Below are 23,799 nucleotides of genomic sequence, written 5' to 3'. Positions count from 1 at the left end.
TTATTTCATTGTCTTTTGATCAAACCTAATTTGAAAGAGTGATTGGATGGTACAGTCTAAAAAGCAAAAATACCTGTTTTTGGCCTTTTGTCTTGTTCCTACTTTTATCATGTTTAGTATTTTTACACTGTATCCATTATTCAGTGGTTTATATTATTCATTTTTTGAGTGGTCCGGGTCTTCACAGGTTAAAGAATTTGTCGGATTCGAAAACTACATAGCATTGTTTGAGGATGAAATCATACCTGCAACCATATGGCATGATTATTTTCTGGTTATTACAAAAGTGATAGGTATTATGGTTATGGCATTGTTTATTGCTGTTGCCCTGACACAATTGAAAATAAAAGAAGCACCATTTTATCGGATTATCTTTTTCTTTCCAAACATTATGTCGGTAGTTGTCATCGGGATTTTATGGACATTTATCTATAATCCGAGTCTTGGACTGATTAATTCCGGATTGGAGTTCATCGGTCTCGAAAGCTGGGCAAAACCCTGGCTTGGGAGTGAAAACTGGGCATTGACAAGTCTTGTTCTGCCATCCATTTGGGCCGGGATTGGTTTGTTTATGCTGCTTTTGATGGGCGGGATTGCGAATATATCCAAAAGTTATTATGAGGCAGCTGAAATCGATGGGGCAAACGAATGGCAGCAATTTTGGAAAGTGACGTTACCGCTTGTATGGCCGCAAATCAAAATCTCCATTCTGTATATTGTTATTACAACGTTAAATGGCTCCTTCATTATTGTTCAGATCATGACAGAAGGTGGACCAAATAACGCTACACATGTTATGGGCTCCTATTTATACGAACAAGCATTTGTGCAATATAATTTCGGTTATGGAGCAACGATTGGTGTTATGATTTTAATTCTTTCGCTCATTACCGTATTAATTCTGCAATTCCTGATGCGGCGGGATAAGGTAGAGTACTAGAAAAGGAGGGGAAATGATGAAGCAAAATGTTGGTCAGATTATTGCGCGAACCGGGATAAGAATTCCGTTGATTTTATGGTCAATCGCTGTGTTATATCCAATCATTTGGATGTTTATTGGCGCATTCAAGTCAAATGGCGAGATATATGCAAATCCTTGGGGTTTTCCGGAAACATGGAATTTCCAGAACTTTGTAACCGCATGGACGGAATACAATATTGATACAAGTGTTTTTAACAGCTTAATCGTGACTGCTGTGGGGGCAATGCTAACTTTGGTGCTGGCAATTCCGACCGCCTATGCACTGGAGCGGATTAAATTTAAAGGGAGCAACCTTTTATTTACGTTGTATATTTCAGCCATGATGATTCCGATGGTGCTGGGCTGGATTCCATTATTTTTCCTGCTTGCCCGGTTTAATCTGCTGGATAATATCTTTGGACTGGCAATGGTATATGCCGTCAGCCAGCTGCCGTTTTCTATTTTTGTACTGACAAGTTTCATGAGTACGATTCCGAAGTCGTTGGAAGAATCGGCTGCAATGGATGGTATGTCACCATACCGGATTTTGTGGAAAATCATAACACCATTGTCGATGTCCGGCATTATTACCGTTACGATTATGAATGCTATTCAGTTTTGGAACGAGTATTTTATGGCGCTGATTTTCCTGCAGACGGAATCAAATTATACACTTGCACTGGCGATTGATTATATCAGCAGTGAAGCCCAATATACCAATGCATGGGGGACATTGTTTGCAGGTCTGGTCATTGCGATTGTACCGGTCATTATTCTGTATGCAATTTTCCAGCAGCGTATTGCAAAAGGTATGACAGAGGGTGCGATAAAAGGCTGACCTTTTCGATTCCAAGTTATTCTGCCGGTGATTTTCAAATGCAAATTGCTCTTATAAAAGCAAAAGGACTTGCCTATTTGAATAGGACCTGTTGCTTTTATCATTTGACCGGAGAGCATCATGAATATAATGTGAAGAAGGGGACTTTTGTGAAAAACAGGAGGCTGTGGATTACACCGCACATTATTATAAAGGGAGGGGTTTAGATGAAAAATGAGAAGGAGTATAGGGAATCAGATCAATCAGAAGAATATGTTGAAATAATGGGAGACACGGTTTCACCGAACAATGTTATTTTTTCGATTTTAATTAGTGTGGTACTTGGTTTGGGAGGTTATTTGGCTGGAAAACAGTTCTTTCCAACTATCGCCGATGAAACGATGGTGAAATCATATTCATTATTGCTGGGGATTTTAGGGTGTGTAATAGCGCTTGTCCTGAATGCTTTTCTATTTCGGCCGAAGCGGGTATTAACGGAATCCCAGCCGGATACAGCGGATTCTAAAAAACTTTTAAAAGATTTACAGGTTGATTTAGATGAGGAATATGAGGTGGTAAATAATGATCCTGTAACCAGAAAGGAAATGGAAGAACTGAAAATATTAGATACTTTTAAGCCTGAAGAGAGGGAGAAGTAATTATGGATGTTTTACTAATTTCCATTACGCTGGCAGTTTTAGGGGGCATTCTATTTACATTAATCGGTTTGATATCAGGGTCTGATGAAACTGCAACAATGGTTCCACTTACATTAATCGTTATTTTGTTGGGAGCCCCGCCTGTTGGTGTCTTTTCGTTCTTTATGGCAGCAGTTATTTCCAAACACTTAACACACGCCGCTCCAACGGCTTTAATGGGGATACCGGGTGATACGATGATGGTCCCATTGCTTGACTATACGGAAACACTTCGAAAGTTGGGTGTCCCGCATATAGCAGTAAGAAAGATGATTTCCGGGGGTATTGTCGGTGCTTTTATTGCCTTTCCGATTTCCCTCTTATTTGCCCAATTTCTGGGGCAGTTTTCCGATTTTTTCAAAGCGTATACAGGGGCGATTTTTGCAGTTGCAGCTGTCATTATTGCCTACTTCTCAAAAGGGAAATGGGCAAGTGTACTTTTGATTATTCCTTTTGCTTTTTTCATCCAGGGCTTAAATCTGTTAAGTATAGAGGTGCTGGGAAATAGTCTTGCTATCAGTTTCTTTCTGGGGATTGCGATTGGACCAATGTTTTCCGATATTTTAATAGCTTTATCTGCAAGCGCCAGAAAAGAGGTTACGCGAAAGGAATCGCAGAAATACAACCTTGCCCCTGAAATAAAATCATGGTCCGGTTTCTTTCCGAATCCACTAAAGGTTTTAACGCTGCCGCAAAAAGCGTATACTGCAGTCGCTACATTTATAACTTCATTTACGTTTACATTCAGCCCGACAGGAATGACGGCTCTAATGGGGGAACTGGTCGGGTCACGTATTAAAGGGGTCTATAGAAGGTCGACTACAACACTTTCTGTTATGAACGGTGTTACAGAGTCTACGTACATAGCCGAAACCATTATTCCACTGGTTGCGTTCGGAATTCCGTTAAGCCCGATGGCATTAGGTCCGGCAGCTGCATTATTTAAAGCTCCGCCTGTATTTTCAATTGAACATAATTTGCACCACATTATGACAACATGGGATTTTTTCATTTACGGTGCAATTGGTCTCATGATTGGCGCATTGATAGCATATCCTTTTGTGATGAACTATTCACGCAAAGCTACTGTTTTTATTATGAAATATGTAAGTCAGGAAGCAATTATTGGAATGTTTATTGCCATTGTCAGCGTTATTGCCTTTTACGAGGGCGGAGTTACAGGAATTTTAGTAACATTTACGGTAGCCTTAGTTGGGGGAATATTAAATCGTGTTCTCGGAGTCGGATCAGGGGTGCAATTTATGATTTACTATGGTTCTGCATGGATGATGGCTGTATTAATAGGTCTATAATTTGGGCATGGATAGGAATAAATCAAAAAAATCGGGTGTCCCGCTATTGCGGGGCACCCTTTAAAATTTTGGGGGGTCAATAAAAACTCTTAATATAGTAAATACCCTTCTCGGATATTACTAAACTCATTCAGTTCATCTTGCCAGCGATTTTTCATATATTCCACAGACTTTCCTTCTTCAATCGCTTCTCTGATCCAGCCGTTTCCGACTAAGTAGTCAAAGAATGATATTCCTTGACTGTTTTCTGCCCGGAATTCAAAGTCTTCCGGATATAAATCGTGAATCGTTTTTACAATATGCAAACCGGTTGTGACCGGATTGAACGATGGTTTGTGTGTAACATGAATTTGGATTCCATGACTCAATGTACCACTATGCTTTGAAAATTGCGGTGTGAATGATGCAGCTCTGAACCGGACACCTGGCAAGTTTAAATCGTTCAGTGTGGATGCAAGTTCAGTGCTGTCTATAAACGGTGCGCCAATCAGTTCAAATGGTCTTGTTGTACCGCGTCCTTCTGATACATTGGTTCCTTCAATCAACGCCGCCCCCGGATAGACCATTGCTGTGTCCGTAGTTGGCATATTCGGTGAAGGCATTACAAATTCAAGTGGCGTTTCATCGTAATACATATTTCGTTTCCAGCCTTGCATTTCAACAACTGTTAAGTCCGCTCCTATACCATATTCATTGTTAAACAGTTTTGCTAATTCACCAACAGTCATACCGTGCCGGAGCGGAATTGGATATTTCCCGACGAAGGAGGAATAATCCGGATCAAGTACAGGGCCTTGTACCTTTGTTCCACTTAATGGATTGGGGCGGTCCAGAACAATGAACTGGATATCATTTTCTTCAGCTGCTTCCATGGCAAGTGCCATTGTGTAAATATACGTGTAAAATCTTGTTCCAACGTCCTGAATGTCAAACAGGAGCACATCCACATTTTCAAGCATTTCAGGTGTCGGTTTGCGGGTTTCACCATAAAGACTGTATACAGGAAGTCCGGTATGTTCATCAATGTAATACTCAACATATTCGCCTGCCTGGGCACTTCCGCGAACCCCATGTTCCGGCCCGTACAGGGTAGTGAGATTCACATCAGGGTGATTGTACAGAACATCAACAACACTGTTCAGTTCCTTATCGACACCGGTCGGATTTGTAATTAGGCCAACCCGTTTGCCTTCAAGCAAATCCATTTTGTCTTTAAGCAGGACTTCTACTCCAAGTTTGAATTTTTTATGTTGTCCTTTATGTTTCCCATTGTCACCAGGGTGAGCAAAAACAGCCGTTAATGAGCCGAATATAAACAGTAGAGCCAAAATACCGACAATATAGTTTCGCATGCGTATACAGCTCCTTTTTAAATTTACTTATAAGATAGTCCGTGTCCAAAATCGTACAATACATTTCCATCATTTTCCGGGATGGTTACAGGCAGCAGACCGCTTGGGTTGTTTTCACCAAACAAAGTTTTGGCAGTGGCTTTGAAACTGGCATCCCTGAATCCATACTGTGCCAGGTAGCCGTCAATTTCCGGATAAGCCATAATATCGTAAGGATTCCGGATTCCAATACCAATGACCGGTGAATCAACTTCTTCTATCAGCTGGTTTACCATCTTCATTTGAGGGCTTTCCGGTGATCTGCCACTGACATTGTACGTATAGGTTCCAGCAATAACAGCATTTGCATCCGCAAGTTTTGAAAGCTGTTCATCATTTAACGGACTGGAAGCTTCAATAAGTATTGTATTCTCATGCTGTGCCTTGACGGCGCTGTACAAGTCACTGGCGAAATACCCGCTGACAACAGCTATTTTCTCCTCAGGCGATGCATCAAGCGGAAGCACATTTTCATTTTTGATAAGTGTTACTGACTTATTGGCCGCTTTGGTTTCCGTTTGTTTATGTGCCTCAGAACCAACGACTTCCTGTGCATTTTCAATGATTTCTTCGATTGGTGGTGCTGTTTCTGCTTTAATAATATTTCGTTTAATTTTTAAGGTTAAAATTCGCTTTACCGATGCTTCTATTCGATCAACGGAAATCTCACCCCTTTGAATAGACTGAAGAATACCATCCGCAACATTTTCAAGACCAACTGGCATTAGAACAATGTCAGTTCCCGCTTTAACGGCGCGGATTGCTGCATCAACCGATCCAAAATGATCTGTGATTGCACCCATATTCAGTGCATCAGTTATGATAACTCCATCAAACCCCATTTTCTCACGCATTAAACCGGTTAATACCTTGTGGGAAAGGGTAGCAGGTAACAATACCTTTTCGCCGGTTTTTTTGGAGATCACTTTTGTATCATCAATTTTCGGAAATGTCACATGTGCTGTCATAATAGCATCGATATTTGCTTCCATTGCTTTTTGAAACGGAAAAAGTTCCACTTCCATCAGCCGTTCCATGCCATATGGAACTTCGGGTAATCCAAGGTGGGAGTCAACTGCTGTATCACCATGTCCGGGAAAATGTTTTGCAGTTGCTGCAACACCTGTGCTTTGAAGTCCTTTTGTATAAGCAATACCAAGTTCAGCTACCAAGTCCGGTGATCCGCCAAATGAACGGACACCGATAACCGGATTATCCGGGTTGTTGTTGACATCAAGAACAGGTGCAAGGTTCATATTAATGCCGAGTGCCTGTAATTCTTCGCCGATTGCCTGACCAACATCATGTGCCAGGTCAGTGGAACGGGTTGCCCCAAGCGCCATATTGCCCGGAAAATCAGTTCCTGACTGCAGTCTTGTAACAATTCCGCCTTCCTGATCAATCGCAAGCAACAGTCCGTATTTTTCGGAAGCTCTTTGATAGGCATTTACCAGTTTTGCAGTCTGTTCGGTTGTCACAACGTTTTCGCGAAACAAAATGACACCGCCAAGATGATATTCCTTCACAAGCTGTTTAATTTCCGGCAGCATTTCAGTTACATTTTCACCATTCCATTTACGGAAATCAGGCATCAGCATCTGACCGAGTTTTTCTTTCAATGTCATACCATCAATGGCATGTTTAATAATGTTGTATTGATTACCATTCTGTTTGACGACCTTTCCGGAAAAGGTGGCATGTCCCCGCTTATCCGGTTTATAGTCAACAGCAATCCGATCACGATAAATGCCGTCAGAAACGTTAATGAATGAACGGCCAGGCTGACCGGTAAAGGTTACCATCCCTTCATCATTGACTTTCGCAACATTTTGGTTGGTAGATGTCCATTCAAGATGTTCCGAGGTTGTTTCAAAATGTCCATCATCATAAATGTGCAATGCATGAAGGCTTACCTGATTATTTTCCACGCTGGCTGAAGCTTGCGGGACATTTTCCAGAAGAACCAGGTCTGTTACTGTTTCATCAGCTGCATCCACTGTTTCCGTCGGGAAAGTAAACGGGCTTAAACTAAGAGCGACAATGGTAATGAAAATAAAGGAAATCTTGAAACGCCTTTTCATAATTCTCCTCCTTTAGTATTTCCGTTTTACCCAGTTCTCACTTGTGAATTCCGGAGATGTCCCATTCTCTAAGGTGAAATTTGTCACATACCAGCCTCTGCCATTCGTATTTGTGTCAGTCATATAACGGAAACGAATATAATTTGTGCCTGCTGGAATGTTTACATTACGGGTCTCCCAGTCATTGCTATTGCCAGTGATCGTTTCACCTGCTTTGGTCCAATTTTTACCGTCAGACGATACTTCGATAAATCCGAGATCATAGCCGTTTTCCGTCCGGAACCAAGTGTCGAATGATAAAGTGGTGTCTTCTTTTATGTCCACTTTTGCAGTAAGCTTTTTATTCGTATTGCCTCCATATCCGGCAAACCATGCACCATCTTTGGAATCGATGGATACGGGAATAGCATCAGCTACTTTGCGGGCAAACTGTCTCCGTGCCGGATTGGTTGAGACGGTTTCCCGTGTTGGGTGGACACGGTTCGTTAACAGAATGGCTATCGTTTCATTATTTTGATTGATGACAATTGATGTGCCCGTAAAACCGGTATGTCCGATTGTTGAAACACCTGATAAAGCATCCATATACCAGCTTTGTGATATCTCCCAGCCGAGACCGTGTTCATTTCCCGGAAATTCCGGAATTTGGTTTTTTACGAGCAGTTCAACCGTTTTGGGTTTAAGAATCCGTTCCCCGGCATAACGGCCATCATTTAGAATCATTTGCCCCAGTATTGCCAAATCCTTTGCTGTTGAGAATACTCCGGCATGCCCGGCAACACCATCAAGTGACCAGGCGTTTTCATCGTGGACCTCTCCCCAGACCAGTCCCCGGTTCGTCCACGGCTGGTATTCAGTGGCTGCAATTCGATTTTTTAAGCTTTTTGGCGGGTTATACATGGTGTCTGTCATATGGAGTGGACCGGTTATATGTTCATGAACGAATTCATCCAGCCTTTTTCCGGAAATCCGTTCCACCAGGGCACCTAAAGTAATCATGTTTAAATCGCTGTAGGTGTAGGCTGTTCCGGGTTCATTTTCAAGCGGATACTGGAACACATACTGCAGCCGATCTTCACGGCTCTCCCCGATGGTATAAAGCGGTACCCACGGTTTGAATCCTGATGTGTGTGTCATTAACTGCTGAATCGTGACATCTTCTTTTCCGTTTTGTGCGAACTCCGGAATGTATTTTGCAACAGGATCATTCAATTGAAATTTACCTTCTTCATACAATTCCATAGCCGCAATTGTTGTAAAAATTTTACTCAGTGAAGCAATGTCGAAAATAGTGTCCTCGCTCATTTTAATTGGATTGTCCATTGTTTCGTTACTGTCATTTTTGTACAGTGCTGCATATCCGTATGCATTGTTCTGAACAATATGTCCACGGCGGGCTACAAACGTAACAGCGCCAGGCATGACATCATTGTCTATCATTCTATTGATAACAGCGTCGATTTCATGAATTGGCTTTGCGACCATACCAGCACCTCGAATCGATCCAGGATGTAATACAGGGGATGAAGGTCCGGGATTGCCCCAGGAAAAATGCGGGTGGGCTTGTTCTTGTACAAGTTTGTTTGCAGGTTTTTCTATTGCAGGCTCGGGTAAATTGTTTGCATCAGCAGTAATACTGTTTACCGTCAATAGTGGCGTCGATACAAGAATCGACAATGTGATATAAGCCATTTTTTTCATAATTTGATACACCTCCCTCAGCTATATATGTAATGGCTTACATCCAAAATAAGGGAATGCGCTAATATAGTCCATGCTTCATTGGACGCAAAAAAATTGGGAAAGTTTGCAAAACTATGTAAAATGGTCTGGGTAAAAAGATGTAGTAACCTGTCGTATTTGCGAGTTTAATAGGAAATTATTATACTTGTTGAATAGTATGAAAGAAGGTATGACGAAATGAATAGTTCCGTGTTGAAGCATAAATGGGCAGTATGGTTACTGATGCTGCTTATCACAATTATCTGGGGGTATGCATGGGTGTACATGAAAGCATCCCTTAAGTTTATGGGACCATTTACATTCTCTGCGTTACGATTTGGAACAGGGACCGTTACACTGCTGTTAGTCGTTCTGCTTCTAAAAATGAAAAAGCCTCCAAAGGGAATGTGGAAACATTTAATTATACAAGGGATTTTACAGACTGCCATTGTATTTTTATTGGTGATGTACGGTATGCAGTTTGTCGGCGCCGGGAAATCTTCCGTGTTGCTGTACTCTATGCCGCTTTGGAGCAGCATTTTTGCGGTGAAATTGTTGGGAGAAAAGGTGAACCCGGGGAAGATGATTGGTCTGACTGCCGGAATGCTTGGATTGTTGACGATTTTGGGCTGGGATGTAATTTTCGTACAGAATCCGCAAATCATTTTTGGTGAAATACTGATTGTCATTGCAGCCGTATCATGGGCAGGGTCGAATGTTTATTACCGCTTGCAACTGCAGCATTTGCCACAGTTGCAAGTTTCGGCGTATCAGATGCTTTTCGGAACGCTGGGTATTGTGATTGCCACATGGTTTGCCGAGTGGGGCGATTCAGTGGAGATAACCGGCGAAAGCATATTCTACATATTGTTTACCGGTGTTTTGGCCTCAGCATTATGTTTTACCGTATGGTTCGTAATTTTAAGTGTAATCGACATGGTAAGCGCAACCTTGTCCACATTGCTTGTCCCGGTTTTCGGTCTGTTTCTTGGCTGGTGGATTTTGGATGAGAAACTGACAGCGGGCATAATTGCAGGGTCATTGCTGATTATAACGGGTATTGCTGTTGCACAATTATCGAGAGGGAAGAACAGGGAGCAATTGGTGGAGAGTGAAGCTGATTGAGAGACAGATTTCTAAGCTTCGGAGTGAATTTTTTTTTGATAATTGAAGAGGCTGGGACATATCAGAATCGTGTAATCCAAAAGACGAACAATAGGAATTTAGCGTAGTATATTTCCGAAGCGGTTATTCACTCCATTTTCCAATAGGTTGTTCGGATTTTACAATGGATAAAACACTTTTTTCCCAGCCACTTTACCACTCAGAAAAACAATAGACCGATTGCAATCGGGAAGAAACTGTACAATAAAATCATGACACAAAAGCCCATGATGTCCCGCACTTTCAATCCCGCGATAGCAAGGAGCGGCAATGCCCAAAATGGCTGAATCATATTTGTCCATGCATCACCCCAAGCAACAGCCATCGCTGTCTTTGCAGTATCCGCTCCAATTTCGAGTGCAGCGGGAATCATGATTGGACCTTGCACTGCCCACTGCCCCCCGCCGGATGGAACGAAGAAATTAACGATTCCTGCGCTGATGAATGTCCATAATGGAAGGGTGAATTCGGTCGAAATGCCAACAAACCACATTGACATTTCCTGTGACAGACCGGAAGCAACCATCATGCCCATAATACCTGCATAGAATGGGAACTGGATAATGATCCCGCCAACATTTTTTACTGCATGTGTCACACTGTTCAGAAAACGTCGTGGTGTCTGGTGAAAAATAATCCCCAAGAACAAAAAGATAAAGTTGACAATATTTATATTTAAATCAAACCCGTTAGCCGCAAAATGAAAGACAATAAAGCCAAGTCCCATTAATCCAATCAAAAGCGAAATGATCCTGCTGTTTTCCAGCTTGTCGGCAGGTGTCATGGAGCTTTTATCCAGCATATCATCTTCTGTTTCCTCGTCATTTGTTTTCCAGGCGGAAGCGTCTGTATTATTTATTGATTCATCACGTGATTTCATTAAAAACCTATTCAAAAACGGAAGTGTTACCAATAAAAATAAAACAATGAAGATATTAAAGCTGCTGAACAATGTTTCAGTTACCGGAATAATTCCCATCGTATCTTCCAAAAAATGTCCCGGAGTTGCAATCAGTAATGGAATGGACCCGGAAAGGCCGCCATGCCACAACAGGAATCCACTGTATGCACTCGCCATTAGTAACCGGTAATCCACTGTCGGTACCCGTCGTGCCACATGAATTGCCAGCAATGCACCAACAACAAGCCCGAATCCGTAGTTGATAAGGCATGCAAGCCCGGCTGTAAATGTAACAAGTAATATTGCCTGTCCCGGAGTATTTGCCAGTGTACTGATTTTAGTAAGGATATTCCGTACAACCGGGGTGCTGGCAAGAATATAACCGGTTACGACAATAAGTGACATTTGCATCGCAAAAGCTAATAAATCCCAAAATCCATCACCCCAGTATTGAACCATTTCAACTGGAGAGCTTCCCATGATGGCAATCCCCAAAACAAAAACAACCAATGTTAAAATAATGGCGAATAAAAACGCGTCAGGTAAGAAACGCTGAACCATCCTGTCAAAAAAACTGGTCAATGCTTTCAAAGTAGTTCCCCCTTTTATTTTTTTTACTCTTTTAAAGTAGCGTAAAATTCCATAAATGGCAATGTGCATTTTGCTGAATAGGGGGGCTTGGCAAAATCAGCTTAAGTTCACAAATTATCGGCTGAAGTTGTCACATTTTGAAAGCAATGACGCTATCAGAAATGCTCCGGGACTGAGAATGCTATCCGTCCGATTTAACACCTGGTGCTAATTATGCTACATTATAAATAGAAATTTTATTCAATTAAGCGGAGGTACATATATGAATTCATTGTTGCACGATAAAAATATTGTTGTCATGGGTGTGGCGAATAACCGCAGTATTGCCTGGGGGATTACGAAATCACTCCAAAATGCCGGGGCCAATCTGATTTTTACATACCGGCAGGAGCGTTCCAAGAAAAAACTGGAGAAGCTGCTGGCTGACAATGAAATGGATGCGAAGCTGGTTGTTTCCTGTGACGTAGAAAATGATGAAAGCATTCAACATGCATTCCAGGAAATTGGAGAGAAGGTTGGAACTATTCATGGCCTGGTCCATTCGGTTGCTTTTGCTAATCGCGATGAACTTACCGGTGAGTATGCAAATACATCCCGTGATGGGTATTTGATGGCACAAAACATAAGCGCATATTCGCTTGTAGCGGTTACGCGGGAAGCAAAAAAATTGATGAGCGAGGGTGGCGGCATTGTAACACAAACTTACCTTGGTGCTGAACGGGTTGTACCAAATTACAATGTGATGGGTGTTGCCAAAGCCGCTCTTGAAGCGAGTGTACGTTATCTTGCAGAAGATGTCGGCAAATATGGCATTCGCGTTAATGCTGTATCAGCCGGGCCGATCCGTACACTTTCCGCAAAAGGTGTTTCCGGGTTCAATGAAAAAATGTCAGTAATTGAAGAAAAGGCACCGCTCCGCCGGCAGATCGATCATGATCAGGTAGGGGACGCTACATTATTTCTGTTAAGTGAAATGGCGCGAGGTGTTACTGGTGAGGTATTGCATGTAGATTCCGGGTTCCATATTGTTGCAGGATCCTAATTATTTAACGGGCATTCCTTTAAGGAGTGTCCGTATTATTTTGCTCATTTTTGTTGGCAGCAATCCAAGTTGCCAAAATCCGCACAAATTCATTACGAATCTGAAAACAACCTGCATATAATAGAGTATACAAGCACACAAAGAAGCTCCTTTTGCCTATACCAGTTGAATAAGACTGCCGAATAACGGCACATATAGCATTCCACCCTTTAAAAATCCCTCAAATGGCCCAGCAAAAAAATGTACCACTTTCCACAAACCAAACATTTGTTCGTATTTTTACCGAAATTTGTGCTATACTATGTAATAGAGATAATGTTCTTTTAGGGATTGGTCGGCTGACCCAGTTAATGAGGGGGTGATGCCATTGGGTTTTTTCGAAGCAATTATGATGATGCTTGCGTTTGGAACGCTGCTGATTGCCTTGCTGAGGCTCATTGTCGAAATTACCAATAAAAAATAGACCTCCCTATTAACCCTCGAAGTGTTGATGGGAGAGGCCTATTCTGTGAAAGCTGATCCCCTGGGGGAACCGCTTATCTGAAGACCACAGTTGCAGCTGTGGTCTTTTATTATATGCTTAATTGTACCTATAGTATACCACATTTTACAGTTAAGAAAAGAAAAAAACAGTTAATACTGCAATTTAGTGCAAAAAATATCTTTTATTTGCTTGAAAATAGTAAAAATGTCCTGTGAATGTTAACTGATTCTAATCATGTTTTCGCAAAACGTATTGATTAATTAACCATAACTGTTTGTGCTATATTAGATTGAGTTACTTTTATGAAAGGACAATTATTTCATGCCTAATCAGGATAAACTGAAATCGTACTACATATTGCTTGTTATAGGAATTATACTTGTTGCATTTAATTTGCGTCCGGCAATTACGTCTGTCGGGCCTTTACTTGGAATTATTCGTGACGACATCGGGCTTTCCAACTGGAGTGCAGGGATTTTGACAAGCCTGCCGCTGATTGCATTTGCAGTTATGTCACCGGTCGCACCTAAAATAAGCAACAGGTATACAAATGAACGGACACTTTTATTAGGACTTATTTTATTGCTATTTGGAATTTCAGTCCGGTCCATTTCGCTTGTAGCATTGTTATTTCTGGGAACATTGTTTGTCGGACTGGGAATTGCAATCTTAAATGTGCTATTGCCAGGCGTTATCAAGGAAAAATTCCCGACAAAAGTCGGGTTAATGACAAGTGTATATTCTACTGCCATGGGAATATTCGCTGCTACAGCATCCGGGTTAAGTATTCCGTTCGCGCGGGGACTGAATTGGGGCTGGCAATGGTCGTTATTTATTTGGGTCATACCAGCAGTATTTGCGATTGTGTTGTGGATTTATTTATCACGGTCAAATTGGCAGAAGCATGATGTGGAAATGAAATATGTGCCTGTCAGTGATAATCGGATGTGGAAATCCCCACTTGCATGGCAGGTTGCCTGTTTTATGGGGTTTCAGTCTTTTTTGTTTTACGTAACTATTTCGTGGCTTCCGGAAATTCTGCATGCGTACGGTGCGAGCATGGCAACGGCCGGATGGATGCTATCCTTTACGCAGTTTATCGGGCTTCCGGCCAGTTTTCTTGTACCGGTAATTGCGGGTAAATTCAAGTCACAGCGTGGAATTGTACTGGTAATGGCGATTTCCGGCATTTGCGGGTATGGTGGGCTGCTGATTGGTGAATCTTACACTACCATGGTGATCAGCACGATTTTAATTGGCGTTACACTTAGTGGAAGCTTTGCCTTGGCTCTCGCCTTTCTTGGTATGCGCGCACGTAATGCCAGACACGCCGCGGAGCTTTCAGGGATGGCTCAGTCCCTTGGGTATTGTCTTGCGGCGGTAGGTCCGATGCTGATTGGATTATTATATGATGTTACTCATTCCTGGAACATTCCGCTTGTTACATTAATATGTGTTTCAATTATGGTAATGCTGTTTGGAATGGGAGCAGGCCGGGACAAATACGTTCTGGACTAAAATGTAGGGGTGTGAAGAAAAATGCAGCAACGAACATACACAATGCATGATCAGTCCTTTTGGCGGATTACCCTTAGTCTTGCTCTTGCATCCTTTTTTGTGTTTGCAAGCATGTATGCAGTACAACCGCTTTTGCCGGTGTTTGTTAAGGAATTCGGGGTAACTGTGTCAGAATCAAGTCTTGCACTCTCCCTAACGATTATTGGGCTGATCATCGGTCTGATTGTGCTCGGGTTTCTTTCTGACCGGCATGGACGAACTGTCTTTATTAAACTTTCACTGGTTGGATCGGTCATCCCTTTTTTTCTGATTCCGATTTCCGATTCCTTCTTTTTGCTCCTTATATTACGTTTGCTGCAAGGTTTTGCATTGGCTGGCTTGCCGGCCGCATCACTCGCATACTTAAGTGAAGAAATTGATCGGAAGAGTGTGCAGGTCGCAACAGCTCTTTATATTTCCAGCAATGCACTGGGAGGCATGATGGGGAGGGTCCTTACCGGATATTTAACGGACCATTATTCCTGGGAGATGTCATTTTATGTGTTGGCCGTAATAGGTGCAATCATTCTGGCGGCAGTATTTTTTATGCTGCCAAAATCACAATTTTTCCAATCAAGTGAACAAACCTTTTCAAAAGATATTAAAGCATTTATGTTTCATTTAAAAAATCCAACACTGCTGTTGATTTTCGGTCTCGGGGTAGTCTTGCAGTTTTCATTTACCGGAATATGGACGTATTTACCTTTTTATTTAGAAGAGCCGCCATTTTCATTGAGCCTGAAGACCATATCCTATATGTTTTTTGCATATGGCCTGGGTGTTGTCGGATCACCACTGGCAGGATGGCTTGCTTCGAAAATTGGTCTCCGGAAAGTTCGGCTTGCAGGGATTGTCGTATTATCATGCGGTATCCTGATGACCCTTAGTGGTGTACTATGGCTCTTGATAATTGGTTTGTGTGTCGCATGTCTGGGCTTTTTTACGGCGCATTCATTGACTGCTGCATCAGTCAGTGATCAAGTAACACATCATAAGGGCAGTGCATCCAGTCTTTACCTTGTATCCTATTATATTGGGGTTTCCCTCGGCAGCACGGCAATGGGACCAGCTTGGAGTATGTTTGGCTGGACGGGACTTGTTTTGGTTGCCGCAATTCTTCCTGCAGTATTTATACTATTTGTGCGAAAACAAAGGAAGGCCTCACATGCATGAGGCTTTCCGGGTATATCTGATATTAGGCGGTTATTCTCAAACTTTATTGACGGAAATCAACCTTCGTATGATGATATCAACCATCAAGCCGTATTAATCAACCCTCATCAAGTATAAATCAACCCTTATCAAGAGTTAATCAACCTTCAAGAAAGTAAAATCAACCATCATCAGTGGTTATCAGCTTTTGCCCTTAAAACAACTTTATTTCAGCATTTCCGGTACTTCAGTCAGTTCCAGTCCCCACACTGCCGGAAGCAGGAAGTAAACAGCGAGGGAAACGAGTATAATGCCGATGATATTCAATGCAAAACCAGCCTTGGCCATATCTGGTATTCGTAAATATCCCGAACCGAAAACAACCGCATTTGGCGGGGTGGCAACCGGCAGCATAAAGGCACAGGAAGCGGCCACACCAGCAGCAATCATGACAGCGAACGGGTGAACACCGAGCGCTGCCGCAAGCGATGCCATAATCGGATACATCATGGATGCTGTCGCAGTATTCGATGTTATTTCGGTCAGGAAAATGACCAATGCTGTTACAGCAAGTAAAATAATAAAGATGTTGATACCTTCCAGCACACTTAATTGCTCACCAATCCATTTGGACAGTCCGGAATTCTTAAATCCTGCAGCGATTGCCAAACCACCGCCAAAGAGGAGCAGAATCCCCCACGGAAGTTTGACCGCTGTATCCCAATCCAGCAAATGGTCACCTTTTTTGTTTTTCGCTGGTATTATAAACAGGATAACCGCTGCAGTCATGGCAATAATGGCATCGTTGATATTTTCGTTAATTTCGACTAGCAGGAAAGATCGACTGATCCAAGAAAGTGCAGCCGCAACGAAAACGACAAAAACAGCTTTTTCCTCAAACGATGGAGCCCCAAGCTTTTCCTTCTCGGATTGAATTACTTCCCTGCCGCCGGGCAATTCCTTCAGTTTCATCGGGTGAGCTATTTTCACAAGGTAAAACCATGTGATAAAAATAAATATCCAAGCAATCGGTACGCCAAACAGCATCCATTTGGCAAATGAAAGCTCAACTCCGTACAGATTGCTGATAGCACCTGCCAGCACGGTGTTTGGCGGTGTACCGATCAGAGTGCCGATACCGCCAAGTGATGCGGAATAGGCAATACTCAGCATCAATGCCTTGCCAAAACCGAAGTTTTCTTTTGATGTATCGATTGAATCATCATCCTTTAATGATTCGGAAACCTGATAAATAATTGCAAGTCCAATTGGTACCATCATCATGGCTGTTGCTGTATTGGAAATCCACATGGATAAAAACCCGGTTGCGACCATAAATCCGAGAATGATTCGTTCCGTGTTCGTGCCGATGATGGAAATGATTGACAGCGCAATCCGCTTGTGAAGATTCCACTTTTCCATCGCAAGGGCAATCATAAAGCCTCCCATAAACAGGAAGATAGTATCATCACCATATGATGATGTCGTTGCTCCGATATCAAGTCCACCTGTAAGCGGGAATAGGATTATCGGCAACAGCGATGTGACCGGTATCGGCAAAGCTTCGGTTATCCACCAGACAGCAATCCATATTGTGCTGGCCAATATTGCCTGTGAAGCATCATTCAGTCCTTCAGGCTGAAAAAATAATAATGTAAGTACAAATAGTGCCGGACCTAAAAAGAGCCCTATCAGTTGTGCGGGTTTATAAGAGCGGTTATTGCCCCCTCCGTTACCGTCTGCTGTATTTTCTGCTTGATCATTTCCTTGTGTACCGAACTTGGAGTCATTCGGTTTTACAAAAAAACGGATCAAATCTTTTGCCTGATCATGCTTATCCCATAACCAGTCCCAAGTTGCTGTTATCATTTTGATTACCTCCCTTGAATTATTATTTCATTAATTATAGCAAAAAGAATGCCGTATACGCTTTCTTATTGACATATGATATTGTATGCTATCATTTTAGAAGGAAAATTTCCAGTTGAGGATGCGGTGGAAGAGATAAAGCTTTAACCATCCGGTCAACAAGGTTTATGAAAATGGAAGGAGAAAACAATGAATCTGAACAATCCAAAAATCAAAGTCCCTGCAACCGGATGGGAAAGGTTTTTCAATCTCCTGTCTGTAATGATTATTATTGCAAGTATTGTTTACGCCATTTATCAGTTTGATAATCTTCCGGACCGTATTCCAACCCATTTTAATGCGCAGGGGAAAGCGGATGGATGGGGAAACAAATCTTCTTTATTCATATTACCGGCTATCACAACAGCCACTTTTCTTATGATGTATTTTCTGAATAAAGTACCGCATATTTTTAACCTGCCAGTAACAATCACGGAAAAGAATGCTTCGAGAATTTACCGGTTGGCGAGAACAATGATGGCTGTTTTTAACTTTGAGATCGTTCTGATTCTTTCCTATGCAACGTATGAAACTGTTCAGGCGGCACATGGGTATTCAACATTAGGATTATGGTTTATTTTGTTTTCCATTTTTGTTCCGCTAGTCACGATGATTCTTTTTTTCATTCCGATGAACAGGGAAACGTAACATCATATCCTTTCTATTGATTAGAGTTTCGAAGTATATTACAATAAGCCTGCTGTTTCCCTTTCATAATAATATGGTTTCCATGACAGAGGAATGGCAGAGATAAGGAGCGTATAAATGGATAAAATAAAATTGGTAGCACTCGATATGGACGGGACGTTATTAACAAATGACGAAGAAATCTCTGATTACACACAACAGGTTATTCGCAAAACACTGGCAAAGGATGTTCACGTTGTACTCAGTACCGGGCGCGGGATTGCAACCTGTCTCCCTTATGCAAAGCAGCTCAGCCTGCCATCATTTCTGATTACGGCGAACGGCGGGGAAATCTGGACAGTGGAAGAACAGCTTCTGGAGCAACATTTGCTTGATCCAAAGATGGTTCAATTGATGTTTGAACTCGGAAAACAGATGGAAGTAAACAGCTGGATGATATCGACTGACAAGGTTTGGCGTGGTGGTGAAGGCCCGGAAAACTTTTACGATTATGAGTGGCTGAAATATGGATGTGATTCGCTTGATACAACTAAACTCGACAATATCGTAAAAGAACTATCCCATTATGATGAATTGGAACTGACTAATTCTCTGCCCACAAACATCGAAGTCAATCCAAAAGGTGTAAATAAAGCAAGTGCACTGCGGAAATTATGCGATAAATTGGATATTACGATGAATAATGTGCTGGCAATTGGTGACAGCTTAAATGACATTAAAATGATTCAGCAGGCGGGGCTTGGCATTGCAATGGGAAATGCACAGGAAGCAATCAAAAAAGTGGCAGATCATGTGACAGATACTAACAATCAGGACGGAGTTGCGAAAGCGATCGAAACGTTTGTACTAAATCAAGAGAAGTCTGTATAACTTCACCTTCTTTTGTCTAACTTGAACGAATGAGCCGTGTTTCCTTTCTTTGTATCACAGAAAGGAGTATAATGGTAACAGTACCATGAAAGGGGTTGCTGTTATGTCATTTTCCCGCGGGCCAAAAGAGCCGGTGCCGGAAGTTGAAACCAATGTATGGTCTTGTACGAGTGAAGACTGTTCAGGTTGGATGAGAGAGTCATACAGTTTTGAGGAAGAACCAGTATGCCCGCTCTGTAAATCTTCAATGAAACAGGAAGTGCGCGTACTTCCGGAATTGAAGTAGTGAATGGTATTGAAGCTGAAGCAATAAAAAGTTATCCATAATTTTTATGATATGAAAGGAAGATGTCACAAACGGCATCTTTTTATAATTAACAAATAGTTTCGGCGCCTCTGAAGTGGCGTCTTTTCCTATATAAACTTCAGCTTCCAGTCAAAAACAGTCCTTATAATGAAGGGCTGTTTTTTTATAATCAATTTGTTGTCAAAATTTTAAATTAACTGCTATAATTCAAATAAGAATATCAAACTAGATTTTTTCATCAGAATTTTGTAAACGATTACAATATATAGAGGAGGAATGGTTTTATGAGGTATGCAAATCCCAATGCTGAAGGGGCGAAAGTTAATTTTCGGGAAAGGTATGACAATTATATCGGCGGTGAATATCGTCCCCCGGCAAATGGAAAGTATTTCGAGAATGTCAGTCCGGTAACCGGGAAAGTTTTTTGTGAAATTGCACGGTCAACAAAAGAAGATGTTGAAGCAGCTGTTGAGACGGCGCATGCAGCTAAAGAAGCGTGGGGAAAAACATCTGTTGCCGAGCGGGCAAATATATTGAATAAAATTGCCGATCGGATGGAAGAAAACCTGGAGACATTGGCTGTTGCGGAGACATGGGATAATGGAAAAGCAGTCAGAGAACCATTGAATGCGGATATACCCCTGGCAATCGATCATTTCCGTTATTTTGCCGGAGCAATCCGTGCGCAGGAAGGCGGTATCAGTCAAATTGACAATGATACAGTTGCCTATCATTTCCATGAGCCGCTGGGAGTTGTCGGACAGATTATTCCATGGAACTTTCCAATCTTGATGGCTACGTGGAAACTTGCACCGGCACTCGCCGCTGGTAACTGTGTTGTGCTGAAACCGGCAGAGCAGACACCGGCATCAATCCATGTATTGCTGGACCTAATCAAGGATTTGCTGCCGAAAGGTGTTCTGAATATTGTTAACGGATTTGGGGTCGAGGCTGGTAAACCGTTGGCATCAAACAGTGGTATTTCTAAGATTGCCTTCACGGGTGAAACGACTACCGGTCGACTGATAATGCAATATGCATCTGAAAATATTATTCCTGTTACACTAGAGCTTGGTGGAAAATCACCAAATATTTTCTTTCCGGATGTTATGGACAAAGATGACGGATTTTTGGACAAAACAATTGAAGGCATGGTCATGTTTGCACTCAATCAGGGGGAAGTCTGTACTTGTCCTTCCAGGGCGCTTGTACATGAATCCATCTATGATCAATTTATGGAAAAAGCCATCGAGCGGGTTAATCAGATTAAAATCGGTCATCCGCTAGATACAGATACCATGATGGGGGCACAGGCTTCACAGGAACAAATGGAGAAAATTAAGTCGTACCTGGACATCGGTAAGCAGGAGGGTGCGGAAGTGCTTGTGGGCGGTAATGTTAACAAGCTTGATGGTGAAATGGCCGATGGTTATTATATCGAACCGACCATTTTTAAAGGTGATAACAAAATGCGTGTTTTTCAGGAAGAAATCTTTGGTCCGGTCTTGTCCGTTACAACATTCAAAGATGATAACGAAGCAATGGAAATCGCCAATGATACATTGTATGGCCTGGGTGCCGGTGTATGGACACGAAATATTAATACCGCATATCGTTTTGGCCGCGGTATAGAGGCGGGGCGTGTCTGGACAAACTGCTACCATCAGTATCCGGCACATGCAGCGTTTGGCGGCTATAAGAAATCCGGAATCGGACGGGAAAACCATTTGATGATGCTTGATCATTACCAGCAGACGAAAAATCTCTTAATCAGTTACAGTGAGGGGACAGCCGGATTCTTTTAATCAGAATCAAAGATCGGACGTTGCATATATTATAAAAAACAAATAGAAAGGGTGTGAAGAATGGTTGAACGAGTGACAGCGACAGATGAAGCACTTCAGCTGATCAACACGCTAATTGAGACACATGGCCCGCTCATGTTTCATCAATCGGGGGGATGCTGTGACGGAAGCTCGCCAATGTGCTACCCAAGGGGAGAATTTCGTGTTGGTGAATCTGATGTACTTCTGGGTGAAATCGGCGAAACACCTTTCTATATGTCCAAGGATCAATATGAATATTGGAAGCATACCCAGCTGATTATCGATGCTGTTGATGGCCGGGGTGGAATGTTTTCACTGGAAGGACCCGAGGGCAAGCGGTTCCTGACCAGATCCAGGGTGTTTACCGAGAAAGAACGAGCGGAATTAATATAAAAAAAGGGAGAATCCATGCAGCTTTGAAGAGTTGCATGGATTCTTTTTTTGTAGAGCAACGCACCCAACGCGGGCGAGCAGCCATCATAGAGCCGAATATTTCCTCCGCCTTCAGACCGAGAGGAAAAACATCAATTGGCTGATGTATTATTCTGATAAATCTTTATAATAAAAATTAGAAATCAGGAAAGGGGCAGGAATATGGAAGGCATTATTACTGTGGATGGTGTAATGAAAAAGTATAAAAAGCGAAAATCAAAAGAAGAGTTTGTCGCTGTAAAAGGTGTTTCATTCGGGATAAAGAAAGGGGAAATTGTTGGGCTGCTTGGTCCAAATGGTGCCGGTAAAACGACTACAATTAAAATGATTTGCGGATTGCTGGTTCCGGATGAAGGTTCAGTCACAATTAACGGGTTTGACAGCATAAAGGACCGTAACAAAGCATTACGTCATATCAGTGCTGTTCTCGAAGGAAACCGGAACCTTTATTGGCGTATGACAGTTCTTGAAAATATGCAATATTTTGCAGGTAACCGCGGTATCCCTAAAAAAGAAATCAAAGCCCGTGTCGAGGAATTGCTGACACTTTTTCGGCTTCAATCCAAAAAGCATGAACTGGTTAACAATTTATCAAGGGGCATGCAGCAAAAACTGGCTATCTGTATTGCAATGCTGGCAGATACAGATGTTATTTTACTCGATGAACCAACCTTGGGACTCGATGTAACAACAGGTTATGAGGTCCGGGAACTTTTGCGGAATATAGCCCGTGAACAAGGGAAAACAATCATCATCAGTACACACGACATGCCGGTTGTACAGGATTTATGTGAACGCACAATCATCATTAATGCCGGCAAAGTGATAGCAGATGATCGGGTCGACCAGCTGCTTCGCCTATTTGAAACAAGTGCATATCAGGTTCACTTGAAAGACGAACTGACAGATGAACAATTGGAAATGCTCAAGATTCAGTTTCCAATACATTTGCTGGATGGCATGAAGCTGGAAGTCAGTTTTGAACAAGAACATGAAATATATAGTTTGATGGACATTTTATATAAAAACAAAACATCTATTGAAACGATAAACCGAACGGAGATTAATTTTGAGCAGGTCTTTATGAAACTGGTAAAAGAGGAGGCGGCATCGTGACACCATTTTGGAACGTATTACGCGTCAATACAATGCTCGAATATGTTGAACTGAAACGTTATAAAGCAAACACAATCAGTTTGCTGCTGACATTTTATATTATTTTCATTGGCATGATGTTCGGGATTCAGGTAATCGGAGATCCATCACAGGCTAGTACGAACACCCAGTATATTATTGTGAACTATATTTTCTGGTACTTTGGCATGATGACTTTACAATCGATTGGCTGGACCATCTCGGATGAAGCGATGAAGGGTACTTTGGAGCAGTTGTTTATGTCCCCGGTGAAACCGTGGAAAATATTACTCGCAAGACTATTTGGAACGGTCTTCAACCATTTTGTTCTAGTTGTTTTTCTACTGTTTCTTTCCATGGCGACAGCTGGTGAATGGCTGAATTTAAATCCGTTGGCAATATTCCCAATCCTGGTTCTGACATTGGCCAGCATGATTGGAACAAGCTTTGTCGTAGCTGGATTGGCACTTATTTTCAAACAAATTAACGCTTTTCTGCAAATCCTGCAGTTTATTGTAGCCGGATTGACGTTTGTTCCATTATCAGTCGCACCATATCTTGTTGTTGCCCCGTTTGTTAAAGGAGTCGATATGACACGTATGATTATGATCAAAGGCTATACACTGGCAGACTTCACTTTTAGTGACTATGCATGGCTGATTGGAAATGCGATTGTTTATGGAATTATTGGTGTTGCAATTTATATCGCTTGTGAACGGCATGCCATGAAGAAAGGATTGTTGGGGCATTATTAGATTTGAGAACCGTTGCCGTGGGGTAGCGGTTTTTGGGATTAGTCT

At 42.1% G+C, this 23,799-nt stretch carries 21 protein-coding genes; 16 read left to right on the top strand and 5 right to left on the bottom strand.

The window, feature by feature from the left end:
- Nucleotides 1-46 precede the first annotated feature (46 nt).
- From B1K71_RS14060 to B1K71_RS14045, 4 genes are all read left to right on the top strand, one after another.
- Nucleotides 47-940, top strand: a complete 894-nt coding sequence (locus tag B1K71_RS14060) for a carbohydrate ABC transporter permease (RefSeq protein WP_077328124.1) — start codon at nt 47-49, stop codon at nt 938-940.
- A 16-nt stretch (nt 941-956) separates the two neighbouring features.
- Complete coding sequence (locus B1K71_RS14055; RefSeq protein WP_077328122.1) at nt 957-1,799, top strand: carbohydrate ABC transporter permease; 843 nt, start codon at nt 957-959, stop codon at nt 1,797-1,799.
- A 206-nt stretch (nt 1,800-2,005) separates the two neighbouring features.
- Nucleotides 2,006-2,437, top strand: coding sequence for a hypothetical protein (locus tag B1K71_RS14050; RefSeq protein WP_077328120.1), 432 nt, complete (start codon nt 2,006-2,008; stop codon nt 2,435-2,437).
- Nucleotides 2,438-2,439: 2 nt separating this feature from the next.
- Nucleotides 2,440-3,789: a tripartite tricarboxylate transporter permease gene (locus B1K71_RS14045; protein WP_077328118.1), complete on the top strand. Its 1,350-nt coding sequence runs from the start codon at nt 2,440-2,442 to the stop codon at nt 3,787-3,789.
- A gap of 89 nt (nt 3,790-3,878) precedes the next feature.
- Here B1K71_RS14045 and B1K71_RS14040 read toward each other — a convergent pair whose 3' ends face one another.
- From B1K71_RS14040 to B1K71_RS14030, 3 genes are read right to left on the bottom strand one after another with little or no spacing between them, the layout of a single operon-like run.
- Nucleotides 3,879-5,141: an exo-beta-N-acetylmuramidase NamZ family protein gene (locus B1K71_RS14040; RefSeq protein WP_077328116.1), complete on the bottom strand. Its 1,263-nt coding sequence runs from the start codon at nt 5,139-5,141 to the stop codon at nt 3,879-3,881.
- A 23-nt stretch (nt 5,142-5,164) separates the two neighbouring features.
- Nucleotides 5,165-7,261: a glycoside hydrolase family 3 protein gene (locus B1K71_RS14035; RefSeq protein ID WP_077328114.1), complete on the bottom strand. Its 2,097-nt coding sequence runs from the start codon at nt 7,259-7,261 to the stop codon at nt 5,165-5,167.
- 12 nt (nt 7,262-7,273) lie between these two features.
- A complete protein-coding gene (locus B1K71_RS14030; protein ID WP_077328112.1) occupies nt 7,274-8,962 on the bottom strand; it encodes a serine hydrolase domain-containing protein in 1,689 nt (562 codons plus the stop codon).
- 219 nt (nt 8,963-9,181) lie between these two features.
- Here B1K71_RS14030 and B1K71_RS14025 point away from each other — a divergent pair, with 219 nt between their 5' ends.
- A complete protein-coding gene (locus B1K71_RS14025; RefSeq protein WP_077328110.1) occupies nt 9,182-10,108 on the top strand; it encodes a DMT family transporter in 927 nt (308 codons plus the stop codon).
- A gap of 199 nt (nt 10,109-10,307) precedes the next feature.
- Here B1K71_RS14025 and B1K71_RS14020 read toward each other — a convergent pair whose 3' ends face one another.
- Nucleotides 10,308-11,639, bottom strand: coding sequence for a short-chain fatty acid transporter (locus tag B1K71_RS14020; RefSeq protein ID WP_077328108.1), 1,332 nt, complete (start codon nt 11,637-11,639; stop codon nt 10,308-10,310).
- Nucleotides 11,640-11,901: 262 nt separating this feature from the next.
- Between B1K71_RS14020 and fabI the strand changes: the two genes are divergently transcribed.
- The 4 genes from fabI (at nt 11,902) to B1K71_RS14000 (ending at nt 15,895) form a co-directional block, all read left to right on the top strand.
- Nucleotides 11,902-12,681, top strand: coding sequence for an enoyl-ACP reductase FabI (gene fabI, locus B1K71_RS14015; protein WP_077328106.1), 780 nt, complete (start codon nt 11,902-11,904; stop codon nt 12,679-12,681).
- Nucleotides 12,682-13,048: 367 nt separating this feature from the next.
- Nucleotides 13,049-13,144: a putative holin-like toxin gene (locus B1K71_RS19680; protein ID WP_175631918.1), complete on the top strand. Its 96-nt coding sequence runs from the start codon at nt 13,049-13,051 to the stop codon at nt 13,142-13,144.
- Nucleotides 13,145-13,486: 342 nt separating this feature from the next.
- The gene (locus tag B1K71_RS14005) at nt 13,487-14,683 is read left to right on the top strand and encodes a CynX/NimT family MFS transporter (protein ID WP_077328102.1); all 1,197 of its coding nucleotides are present in this window, start codon (nt 13,487-13,489) and stop codon (nt 14,681-14,683) included.
- A gap of 21 nt (nt 14,684-14,704) precedes the next feature.
- Entirely contained in the window at nt 14,705-15,895 is a 1,191-nt protein-coding gene (locus B1K71_RS14000; RefSeq protein ID WP_077328100.1) for an MFS transporter, read from the top strand.
- A 204-nt stretch (nt 15,896-16,099) separates the two neighbouring features.
- Here the strand turns inward: B1K71_RS14000 and B1K71_RS13995 are convergent, their stop codons facing one another.
- On the bottom strand, nt 16,100-17,743 hold the full coding sequence (locus tag B1K71_RS13995; protein WP_077328098.1) for an SLC13 family permease: 1,644 nt from the start codon (nt 17,741-17,743) through the stop codon (nt 16,100-16,102).
- 189 nt (nt 17,744-17,932) lie between these two features.
- On the opposite strand from B1K71_RS13995, the gene B1K71_RS13990 reads away from it, so the two are divergent.
- From B1K71_RS13990 to B1K71_RS13960, 7 genes are all read left to right on the top strand, one after another.
- A complete protein-coding gene (locus B1K71_RS13990) occupies nt 17,933-18,430 on the top strand; it encodes a DUF1648 domain-containing protein (protein ID WP_077328096.1) in 498 nt (165 codons plus the stop codon).
- A 117-nt stretch (nt 18,431-18,547) separates the two neighbouring features.
- Nucleotides 18,548-19,300 (top strand): Cof-type HAD-IIB family hydrolase, encoded by a 753-nt coding sequence (locus B1K71_RS13985; RefSeq protein ID WP_077328094.1) that lies wholly within the window; start codon nt 18,548-18,550, stop codon nt 19,298-19,300.
- Nucleotides 19,301-19,403: 103 nt separating this feature from the next.
- On the top strand, nt 19,404-19,586 hold the full coding sequence (locus tag B1K71_RS13980; protein ID WP_077328092.1) for a cold-shock protein: 183 nt from the start codon (nt 19,404-19,406) through the stop codon (nt 19,584-19,586).
- A gap of 305 nt (nt 19,587-19,891) precedes the next feature.
- Complete coding sequence (gene adh / locus B1K71_RS13975; RefSeq protein WP_077328090.1) at nt 19,892-21,412, top strand: aldehyde dehydrogenase; 1,521 nt, start codon at nt 19,892-19,894, stop codon at nt 21,410-21,412.
- Between the two features lie 60 nt (nt 21,413-21,472).
- Nucleotides 21,473-21,826, top strand: coding sequence for a DUF779 domain-containing protein (locus B1K71_RS13970; RefSeq protein ID WP_077328088.1), 354 nt, complete (start codon nt 21,473-21,475; stop codon nt 21,824-21,826).
- A 201-nt stretch (nt 21,827-22,027) separates the two neighbouring features.
- Nucleotides 22,028-22,981, top strand: coding sequence for an ABC transporter ATP-binding protein (locus tag B1K71_RS13965; RefSeq protein ID WP_077328086.1), 954 nt, complete (start codon nt 22,028-22,030; stop codon nt 22,979-22,981).
- Entirely contained in the window at nt 22,978-23,754 is a 777-nt protein-coding gene (locus tag B1K71_RS13960; RefSeq protein ID WP_245799278.1) for an ABC transporter permease, read from the top strand. The genes B1K71_RS13965 and B1K71_RS13960 overlap by 4 nt, the downstream gene beginning before the upstream one ends.
- The last annotated feature ends 45 nt before the right edge of the window (nt 23,755-23,799 follow it).

The organism is Virgibacillus siamensis, assembly GCF_900162695.1.
Classification (GTDB): Bacteria; Bacillota; Bacilli; order Bacillales; family Amphibacillaceae; genus Lentibacillus; species Lentibacillus siamensis_A.
Note: the sequence above shows the minus strand (reverse complement) of the source record. Positions and strands in the feature narration are given on the sequence as shown.

Excerpts from the sequence above, each read along its gene's own strand:
- B1K71_RS14035 (WP_077328114.1), bottom strand. The coding sequence starts at position 7,261 with ATGAAAAGGCGTTTCAAGATTTCCTTTATTTTCATTACCATTGTCGCT.
- B1K71_RS14055 (WP_077328122.1), top strand. The coding sequence starts at position 957 with ATGAAGCAAAATGTTGGTCAGATTATTGCGCGAACCGGGATAAGAATT.
- B1K71_RS13990 (WP_077328096.1), top strand. The coding sequence starts at position 17,933 with ATGAATCTGAACAATCCAAAAATCAAAGTCCCTGCAACCGGATGGGAA.
- B1K71_RS13970 (WP_077328088.1), top strand. The coding sequence starts at position 21,473 with ATGGTTGAACGAGTGACAGCGACAGATGAAGCACTTCAGCTGATCAAC.
- B1K71_RS14000 (WP_077328100.1), top strand. The coding sequence starts at position 14,705 with ATGCAGCAACGAACATACACAATGCATGATCAGTCCTTTTGGCGGATT.
- adh (WP_077328090.1), top strand. The coding sequence starts at position 19,892 with ATGAGGTATGCAAATCCCAATGCTGAAGGGGCGAAAGTTAATTTTCGG.
- fabI (WP_077328106.1), top strand. The coding sequence starts at position 11,902 with ATGAATTCATTGTTGCACGATAAAAATATTGTTGTCATGGGTGTGGCG.
- B1K71_RS14060 (WP_077328124.1), top strand. The coding sequence starts at position 47 with ATGGTACAGTCTAAAAAGCAAAAATACCTGTTTTTGGCCTTTTGTCTT.
- B1K71_RS14030 (WP_077328112.1), bottom strand. The coding sequence starts at position 8,962 with ATGAAAAAAATGGCTTATATCACATTGTCGATTCTTGTATCGACGCCA.
- B1K71_RS14025 (WP_077328110.1), top strand. The coding sequence starts at position 9,182 with ATGAATAGTTCCGTGTTGAAGCATAAATGGGCAGTATGGTTACTGATG.
- B1K71_RS14050 (WP_077328120.1), top strand. The coding sequence starts at position 2,006 with ATGAAAAATGAGAAGGAGTATAGGGAATCAGATCAATCAGAAGAATAT.
- B1K71_RS14005 (WP_077328102.1), top strand. The coding sequence starts at position 13,487 with ATGCCTAATCAGGATAAACTGAAATCGTACTACATATTGCTTGTTATA.
- B1K71_RS14045 (WP_077328118.1), top strand. The coding sequence starts at position 2,440 with ATGGATGTTTTACTAATTTCCATTACGCTGGCAGTTTTAGGGGGCATT.
- B1K71_RS14040 (WP_077328116.1), bottom strand. The coding sequence starts at position 5,141 with ATGCGAAACTATATTGTCGGTATTTTGGCTCTACTGTTTATATTCGGC.
- B1K71_RS13965 (WP_077328086.1), top strand. The coding sequence starts at position 22,028 with ATGGAAGGCATTATTACTGTGGATGGTGTAATGAAAAAGTATAAAAAG.
- B1K71_RS13995 (WP_077328098.1), bottom strand. The coding sequence starts at position 17,743 with ATGATAACAGCAACTTGGGACTGGTTATGGGATAAGCATGATCAGGCA.
- B1K71_RS13985 (WP_077328094.1), top strand. The coding sequence starts at position 18,548 with ATGGATAAAATAAAATTGGTAGCACTCGATATGGACGGGACGTTATTA.
- B1K71_RS13980 (WP_077328092.1), top strand. The coding sequence starts at position 19,404 with ATGTCATTTTCCCGCGGGCCAAAAGAGCCGGTGCCGGAAGTTGAAACC.